Annotated in this window: 6 protein-coding genes and 1 pseudogene; all 7 read right to left on the bottom strand. The window is 71.8% G+C overall.

Annotated elements, in window-relative coordinates; all coding sequences use genetic code 11:
- Nucleotides 1–311 (bottom strand): annotated as a pseudogene (locus ACZ6CL_RS31930) (glycoside hydrolase family 2 TIM barrel-domain containing protein); the annotation flags it as partial.
- A gap of 36 nt (nucleotides 312–347) precedes the next feature.
- Nucleotides 348–2,570 carry a glycoside hydrolase family 43 protein gene (locus tag ACZ6CL_RS31925; protein ID WP_468942083.1) on the bottom strand — a complete coding sequence of 741 codons (2,223 nt, stop codon included), beginning with the start codon at nucleotides 2,568–2,570 and terminating at the stop codon, nucleotides 348–350.
- 123 nt (nucleotides 2,571–2,693) lie between these two features.
- Nucleotides 2,694–3,431: an HAD family hydrolase gene (locus tag ACZ6CL_RS31920; RefSeq protein ID WP_468942080.1), complete on the bottom strand. Its 738-nt coding sequence runs from the start codon at nucleotides 3,429–3,431 to the stop codon at nucleotides 2,694–2,696.
- Between the two features lie 80 nt (nucleotides 3,432–3,511).
- Nucleotides 3,512–4,507, bottom strand: coding sequence for an aldo/keto reductase (locus tag ACZ6CL_RS31915; RefSeq protein WP_468942077.1), 996 nt, complete (start codon nucleotides 4,505–4,507; stop codon nucleotides 3,512–3,514).
- 29 nt (nucleotides 4,508–4,536) lie between these two features.
- Nucleotides 4,537–6,129 (bottom strand): FAD-dependent monooxygenase, encoded by a 1,593-nt coding sequence (locus ACZ6CL_RS31910; RefSeq protein WP_468942074.1) that lies wholly within the window; start codon nucleotides 6,127–6,129, stop codon nucleotides 4,537–4,539.
- Nucleotides 6,126–7,220, bottom strand: a complete 1,095-nt coding sequence (locus tag ACZ6CL_RS31905) for a 3-oxoacyl-ACP synthase (protein WP_468942072.1) — start codon at nucleotides 7,218–7,220, stop codon at nucleotides 6,126–6,128. The genes ACZ6CL_RS31910 and ACZ6CL_RS31905 overlap by 4 nt, the downstream gene beginning before the upstream one ends.
- A complete protein-coding gene (locus tag ACZ6CL_RS31900) occupies nucleotides 7,217–8,242 on the bottom strand; it encodes a ScbA/BarX family gamma-butyrolactone biosynthesis protein (RefSeq protein ID WP_468942069.1) in 1,026 nt (341 codons plus the stop codon). Before ACZ6CL_RS31900 ends, ACZ6CL_RS31905 begins: the two co-directional genes overlap by 4 nt.
- Nucleotides 8,243–8,298 lie beyond the last annotated feature (56 nt).

Raw genomic sequence — 8,298 nt, 5'->3', positions numbered from 1 at the left:
AAACCGGTGCCGCCCGTGGTGCCGTGCTCGGTGGTCGGGGTCTGCTCGATGCTCCAGTCGTGCGGAACAGCCACCTCGCGCCACGCCGAGTCGTCATAGCCGGGAGTGTGGGCCTCGGCGTAGTCCCCGGTCGGGTCGGTGATCCCGCCGGGGTTGACGAGGGCGAAGCGCCAGCCGTCGAGGAGCGGAAGGGGCCGGCCCCCCAGGGCGCGGGACGGGGCCGCCCCCGACGCGGGGGCGGCGGTGGCGAGTGTCCCGGCCACGGGGGCGGCGGTACCTGCGATCAGTAACGATCTTCGGGTGACCGCCACGGGGATCTCCTCTCCTCGATGGTGTGGGGGTCGGCGTCAGCGGCGGCGGAGCGGGTCGATCGACTCCAGCGTCGGCACCACCGGCTTGATCGTCCCGTCGGCCGCGAACTCCATGCGGTCGAGGGTCGTTTCCCGGTGCGTACCGTCGCCGCCCGCCGTGCCGGGGCCGTTGACGGCGAACCGGTGGTAGGCCATGTACCACTCGTCCGTGCCGGGGACGTTGACCACCGAGTGGTGGCCCGGACCCTTGATCCCGTAGTCGAGGCGCTTGGAGAGGACCGTGCCCCGCTTCGTCCACGGCCCCATCGGCGACGTGCCGGTGGCGTACGCGACGTGGTAGTTCTCGCTGCCGGTGTCGTCCTCGGACCACATCAGGTAGTAGGTGCCCTTGCGCTTGACCACGAAGGAGCCCTCCCGGAAGTTGTCCGGGGTGAACTTCCGCATCTTCGCGGGGTCGTACGACGTCATGTCGTCATTCAGCGGCACCCCGTACGCCTGGCCGTTGCCCCAGTACAGATAGGCCTGGCCGTCATCGTCCGTGAACACCGACGGGTCGATCATCTGGCCTTCCAGCTGGCCCTTGGGCACCAGGGGCTTGCCCAGCGCGTCCTTGAAGGGCCCGGCGGGGGAGTCGGCCACCGCGACACCCACCTGCTGTTCGGCGCAGAAGTAGAAGTAGTACTTGCCGTCGCGCTCGGCCATCGCGGGCGCCCACGCGTACTTGTCCGCCCAGCTCACATCCGGACCGAGGTCCAGGATCACGCCGTGGTCCTTCCAGTGGACCAGGTCCTTCGAGGAGTACGCCTTGAACTTGGTGCCGCCCCAGCCGCGGAAGCCGTCCGTCGTGGGATAGATCCAGTAGCGGCCGTCGGCGTACTGGATGTCCGGGTCGGCGTTCAGCCCGGGCAGGATGGGGCTGCGCATCGGCACGGCCTCGACGGTCCAGTCACGGGCCGTTCCGTCGGCGGACGTGAGCCGGTACGTCCGGGCCTTGCGGAAGTCCCGCCGGGTGCCCGAGGGCGGGCTGAGGGTGGCGCCGGCCGGAAGCGCGAAGCGGGGCGCCAGCCGCCGCAGATCGGCCTTCGGGTCCATCGGCAGCACGGCCTTGGCTGCCGCCTCGGTGACGATCGCGTACCCCTTCTGGCCCTTCGCCGTGACATCGGCGGGCGCGGCCTCCGACGCGGGATACGTGCGCAGCAGCCGGTCGTACTCGGCCTGGGTCACGGGCAGCACCGTGCCGTGCCGGGGGCTGGCGGGCAGCTGGTAGTTCTGGGACGGGGTCCACTTGCCCGAGCTGAGGTCGGTGGTCTCGAAGGGGATGTAGCCGCGGCCGCCGAACTCGTCGATGAACAGGTACCACTTGTTCTCGGTGTTCGACTTGAAGATGGTCGGGCCCTCGCCGCGGTCGATCGCCTCCTTGCCGATGCAGTCGGAGACGAAGTCGTACGAGGTGTCCGTCAGCGAGGTGGACTTCTCCGCCGTGATGAACTTCGAGCAGGGCGTGCCGGAGGACGGGTCGCGCTCGTCCTTGGTGAAGCGGTAGTAGGCGCCCTTGTCCTTGATGACGGTGGAGTCGATGACCGAGTAGCCGGGGTCGTTCCACACCTTGGGCTCGCTGAAGGTGCGGAAGTCCTTCGTGGTGGCGTACAGCATCTTGTTGTACGTCGAGCCGGTGTGCTGCGGGTCGTCCTCGGCGTAGAGCTTCGAGGCCCAGAAGACGACGTACTCACCGAGCTTCTCGTCGTAGTACGCCTCGGGCGCCCAGGTGTTGCCCGCGGTGTCCGGGGACACCTTGACGAGGCGCTGGTCGGTCCAGTTGACGAGGTCCTTCGACTCCCACACCATGATCGACTTGCTGCCGGTGCGCTGTACCTGGTCCCAGCTGCCGCTGCTGTTCTTGTACATCCGCAGATCGGTGGCGATCAGGTAGAACTTGTCGCCCTTGGGGGAGCGGATGACGAACGGGTCGCGCAGGCCCTTCTCGCCGAGGCTGGAGGTGAGGACGGGCTTCCCGGCGTTCAACTCCCGCCAGTGCAGCGGGTCGTTGCCGCGGCTGAGCGCCATCCGTATCTGTTCGCCGTCGGCGGTGCCCTCACCGGTGAAGTAGGTGAAGAGATACCCGGCGTATTTCGTCTTCTGCTGCGCCGCGGCCGCCGCTCCGCTCAGCGCGGGGCTGGGCGGAGCGGTGAAGACGCTCGCCACCAGCGTGAGCAGGGCGAGCAGCGGCAGGAGGAGCATGCGGGTTGAGCGGGGACCCATGACACATCCTGTGGGAGTCTGGTGGGTTCTGTTGAGCTGGTTGCACCGGAGTGTGTCCAGTGGGGACCCGGTGCGTCAACGGTGCGTGGCCCCCTCGGCCCGAGCGAAAGTTTCGACGCCTCCTCAGCCCGCCGACGAGCCGCCTGTGCCCACCGGGGCTACGTCCGGGGCGGCGTTCACGGCCGGGGGCAGCCGCCGCCACCTGCCCCGGTGGGCGTGCTCCAGCAGCACCGGATCGTCCCCCACCACGACGGGGTGCCCCACCTGGCGCAGCAGGTCCAGGTCGGAGGCGTGGTCTCCGTACGCGTGGCAGTCCTCGGCGCGCAGCTCCCGCTCCCGCAGCACCCCGGCCACCGCCTCGGCCTTTCCCGCCCCGATACGGACGGCCTGGACCTCGCCGGTGTAGCGGCCGCCGGAGACCTCGGGCACCGTGCCGAGCGCGATGTCCGCGCGGGTGTACCGGGCGATCGGGTCCAGTACGGCCGAGAAGGAGCCGGAGACGAGGACCACCAGATCACCCCGCTCCTTGTGCACCCGCAGGGCCAGCAGGGCAGGGGGGTGGAACAGCCCCCCGGTGGTCATGCCGTCGTCGAACCACTGCTGCCCGGCGGCGGCCACCTCGGCCACCCGGTGGCCCGAGAACAGCCGGTAGTAGGCGCGGTTGGACGCCGCCCGGCCACCGGGGCCCGCGGCGATGTCCCGCAGGGAGGACACCGCGTCGTCGGCCGCCGATTCGGGACGGCCGAGCCACCGGTAGTAGTCGCGGAGGAACGAGAGCATGCTCTTGTGCGTGATCAGCGTCTCGTCGACGTCGAAGAACGCGGCGCCGCGCGTCGTGGTGGTCGCCTTTGCCGGTGTCATCGCGGGGTTCCTTTTCTGCGCGGGGCGGAGGCGCATCCCGGTCGCGGGGGCGGCCGCCCCCGCGACCGGGATGCGGCGGGTCAGTAGCGGGACCCCACCGGGTCCGGTACGGCGTCCAGTTCGGCCAGGTCCGCGTCGCTCAGGCGGATCGCGGCGGCGTCGGTGTTCTCCTTGAGATAGCGGGAGTTCTTGGTGCCGGGGATCGGCACGACGTGTTCTCCCTGGGCGAGCGTCCAGGCGATGGCGACCTGGGCGGGCGTGGCGCCGTGCCGGGTGGCGACCGTACGGACCACCTCGACGATGCGGCCGTTGGCCGCCAGCGCGTCGTCCTGGAAACGGGCGTTGGACTTGCGGAAGTCGCTGTCCTCGAACTGGTCGGGGCTGACGTACGCGCCGCTGAGGAAGCCCCGGCCGAGCGGGGAGAACGGGACGAACGTGACGTCGTTCTCCGCGCACCAGCCGACCAGGTTCTCCGCGCCGGGCAGCCCCTCCAGCTCGTCACCAGGGCGACCGAGCGGGCCGCGGGTCCACAGCGACAGCTCCGACTGGATGGCGGCGACCGGGTGCTGCCGGTGGGCCTCGGCGGCCTGCGCGATGCTCACCTCCGACAGCCCGAGCCGCCGCACCGTGCCCGCGGCGACGAGATCGGCCATGGCGCCCCAGGTGTCGGCGAGCGGCACCTCGGGGTCGACCCGGTGCAGATAGAGCAGGTCGATCACATCGGTGTTCAGGCGGCCGAGGCTCGCCTCGACGGCCGCCCGCACGTGCGCGGGGCGGCCGTCGCGGTGCATGGCGCGAGTGGCCAGATCGTCCACCACCAGACCGCACTTGGTGGCCAGCACCACCTCGTCGCGGCGCCCGGCCAGCGCCCGGCCGAGCAGCCGCTCGTTGTGCCCGTCCCCGTACACGTCCGAGGTGTCGAGGAAGGTCACGCCGAGGTCGAGGGCCTCGGCGACGACCCGGACCGAGGTGTCGTCGTTCCGCTGCCCCTCGGCGTACCCCCAGCTCATGCCCATGCAGCCGAGGCCGATGGCGCCGACGGAGGGCCCGCCCGAGCCGAGCTTGCGCTGTTCCATGTGTCTGTATCTCCTTCGATCTCTGGTGCTCAGGCCGCTTCTTCGGGCCGGGTCGCGCCGACGCGGGCGAGGACCGCGCGCAGCCGCGCCGGGTCGAGCCGCGGCTCGATGGCGGCGATGTGGCCGTCGGGGCGTACCACGACGGCGCGCGGGCTGGTGCCGAGGAACTCCTTCAGCGCGGGCCAGGCCGACACGTCCCGGACCGGATGGTGCGGGGCGAGTTCGGCGCGCAGCGCCGCACACCGCTCCTCCCACCGCACACCACGGGCGCCGCCCGACCAGGTCAGCACGGTGAAACGGTCGTCGGCGATGGCGGGCCACGGCCCCTGCTCGCCGTCCTCGTACCCGTCGGACACGAAGACCGGGAGGCGCTCCCCGACGCCCAGCGGCTTGCGCCGCCAGCGGATGTCGGCCTTCACATCCTCCCGGTCGGAAGCGTAGTTGACGCTGAGCTGGCTCATCAGCGGCGTCACCAGCCGCTGGAACGCGCCGGTCACCTTCGCCCCGCGCACCAGGGCGTCGCGCAGGGCCACCTTCGCGGGCTGTCGCACCAGGCCCCACGAGGTCTGCTTGGCGGTCACCAGGGACACCCGCTCGGCGGAGTGGCGGCGCTCGCGGTCGTACGTGTCCAGGACCCGGGCGTCGACGGTGCCCCGCACCACGCCGCCCAGCTTCCAGGCGAGGTTGACCGCGTCCTGGATACCGGTGTTCATGCCCTGCGAGCCCGCCGCGCTGAAGATGTGCGCCGCGTCGCCGACGAGGAAGCAGCGGCCCGCGCGGAACGCGGCGGCGGTCCTGCGGCGGGCCCGGAAGACGGTCGTCCACTTCAACTCGCCCAGCTTGGCGGGGAAGGGCACCACCCGGTCCAGGTTCTCCTGGAACAGCTCGCGCGGCGGCTCGTCCTCGTCGTTCCACACCGGGACGCTGCACGCCACGCGGAACGTGCCGTCGCCGAACGGCGCGAGGCCCATGGCGCCGCCCGCGTTGTAGCAGTAGACCATCTCGTCCGGGGGCAGCGGGCCGTCGAGCGGACCGTCACCGATGGCGAACAGCACATCGGCACCCTGCCCCTGGAACTCGATGCCCAGCTCCTTGCGCACGGTGCTGTGCGAACCGTCGGCGCCGATGAGCCAGTCGGCGCGCACCTGCTCCTCGGACCCGTCCGGGCGGCGGAGCCTCGCCACCGGCCGGTCGCCGGAGTTGTCCAGCCCCACCAGGGCGGTTTCCGACTCGACCCGGCCGCCCAGCTCCACCAGCCGCTTGCGGATGACGTCCTCGGTCTTCCACTGCGGGGTGCACAGCCCGAACGGATACGGGGTGTCGTGCAGGCGGCTCATCTCGATGGCGCCCAGGCGGCTGCTGCCGGAGTAGTACGACACCGCGTCGATGTGCTTGCCGGTCTGGGACAGTTCCTCGGCGACACCGATCCGGCGCAGCAGCTCCAGGCTGCGCGGCCACATGATGACCGCCCGGGAGTGAATGGTGGTGCTTGGCGCCGCGTCGACGATCCGTACCGGGATGTCCTGGCGCAGCAGATCGCAGGCGATCACCATGCCGACCGGTCCCGCGCCCACCACCAGGACCGGGTCGGGGCCGTTCGTGCTGTGCTGTGCGGGGGTCATGCCCCCTCCTTCCTGTCACTGCTGTCGCTGTTCGCATCGCCTGGACCGGTGCGCCTGACGACCGCGCACGACCAGGTGAATCCGCCCCCGGCGCTGAGCACCACGGCCACCTCGCCGGGGGAGAGCCGCCACCGGCCGGGCCCGGCCAGCAGCGCGAGGTTGGCGAGGATGTCCCCCGCGCCCAGATGGCCGGTGTCGTGCCCCACGTCCCAGGCGGGCGCCGAGGTGACCAGCGCGACCGCCGGGGTGTACGCGGCGCTCAGCGCCGTATGGCCCAGGCGCGGCAGGAGCACACCGTGCAGGGCCGGGTCGTCCGGAGACAGACCCGCGTCGTACAGGGCCGCCCGGATCACCGAAGGCACCCGCTGCTGCACGACCTTGGCGAAGTGCTCCTTGCCGTTGTCCTCCAGGAACGCCTTCTTGGTACGGCGGATGTCCACCACCCGGCTGTGCTCGCGCGGCGCCGGGCTGAAGGTGTCACGGCCGCGGTGCATCGTCTCCATGGCGGGCGCCGCGGCGGTGACCAGGGACAGCAGCTCAAGCGTGTGTCCCGGGTCCGGGTGGGGCTGCGCGGCGCGCAGCACGGCGGCCGTGGCGCCGTCGCCGTACCAGAGGCCGTAGTCGCCGCGCCAGCGGTCGAACCCCGGCTGGCAGAAGCGGTCGGCCGTGGTGACCACGGCGGCGCCCGCCGCCGGGTCGGCCCGGAGCCGCGCGGCGGCGAGTTCCAGTGCGGCGGCGCCGCCGTTGCACATCTGCTGCACCCCGACCGGCACCGCGTCGAGGGCGCCCGCGCCGTGCGCGATGTAGTGGGCGGGCGACCAGAAGTCGTGCCCCTGGTGGTACGTCCAGGCGTGGGCCAGCAGGCCCACGTCCCGCGGGTCCTCGCCCGCCAGCTCCAGCGCACGCCGCGCGGCCCGGACGGCCATCTCCGGCGGCGCCTCGGCCCGGGACACCGGCAGCCGCCGGTACCCGGTCGCCGCCACGTCCTCCGGCTTCAGCCGTCCGTCGCGCACGGCGTCCTCCGGGGTCTCGACGGTGGCCGGGAGCCACGTCGTCGCGGCGCTCACATACAGCGGCCCGTCGAGCTTCACAGCGCGCCCTCGGGCGTGGGCCGCCGGGTGCGGGTGAGCGCGATGTCCGCCTCGGCGACGAGCTGTTCGTCCTGCTCGAAGGCGATGTTCAGACTCAGCTCCGCGCCCGTGTCCGGCTCGTGGCCGGTCGACGGGCGGGCGGTCAGCAGCAGCGGCCTGTCCAGCTCCGCGTACGTCTGGAAGGACGCGGCCAGCTCGGTCAGTGCCCACGCGCCCGCCGGATCACCGGCGCGTTCGGCGGCGTACAGGACGCCGAGCTGCCGGGCCGCCTCCATCAGGACCATGCCGGGGAAGTGATCCAGCGGGTGGTCGAAGAGGCTGGGGTGCTCACCGGCCGGGCGCAGCCGCGCGGTGGCGCTGTCGTCCCCGGTCACCGCGTCGAGCAGCACCACGTTCTCCGCCCGGGCGCGCCCGACCCGCCCCGGCGGCACCGGCGTGCCGTCCCGCAGGTGGCGGAAGGCGTCCGAGGTGGGCGGCGCGCTGCCACGCCGCCGGGTGCGCATCGCCGCGTACGTACCGCCGGGCATATAGGCCGCGCGCAGCGACACCTCGCCGAGGTACTGCCCGGCCACGGACAGCCGCATGACGTACGTCGTCGCGAGGAGCGTGCCGTCCCGCCACCGGCTGTCGCGCGTGGTCACGTCCATGATGAGTTCAGCGGGCCCGGGGCCGACACGGGCGGTGGCCGCGCCGGGCAGCCGCATCGACCACGATTGCAGAATGAAAACGGTGTCGCGCGGTGCTCCGAAATGCGCGTGCACCGCATGGGTTTCCGCCTGTCGGCAGCATTCGAGCAACAGCAGCGGATCAATCGGGGACGGGCCCGTGTGATCGGTGTAATAGGCGTGCGACGGGGGTATTTGGGCGGCAGCCACGAAATGCCCGTCCGTCACTTTCTGGCTGTCGGTGAGAAACAGCTCGGACAACGCCTCCCGGTGCACCAGGTCCTTGGGGACGGTGCGGGAGAAGTCGAGCTCCGGCACGATGGCTCGTGCGTCGGCCGTCTCGGTGGCCACTGTCACGCCTGTCCCCTTTCCCTCGAGGTCGTGGGGTGTTTCGGCACGGCAACCATGCTGGC

Source organism: Streptomyces sp. NPDC041200 (genome assembly GCF_055591805.1).
Note: the sequence above shows the minus strand (reverse complement) of the source record. Positions and strands in the feature narration are given on the sequence as shown.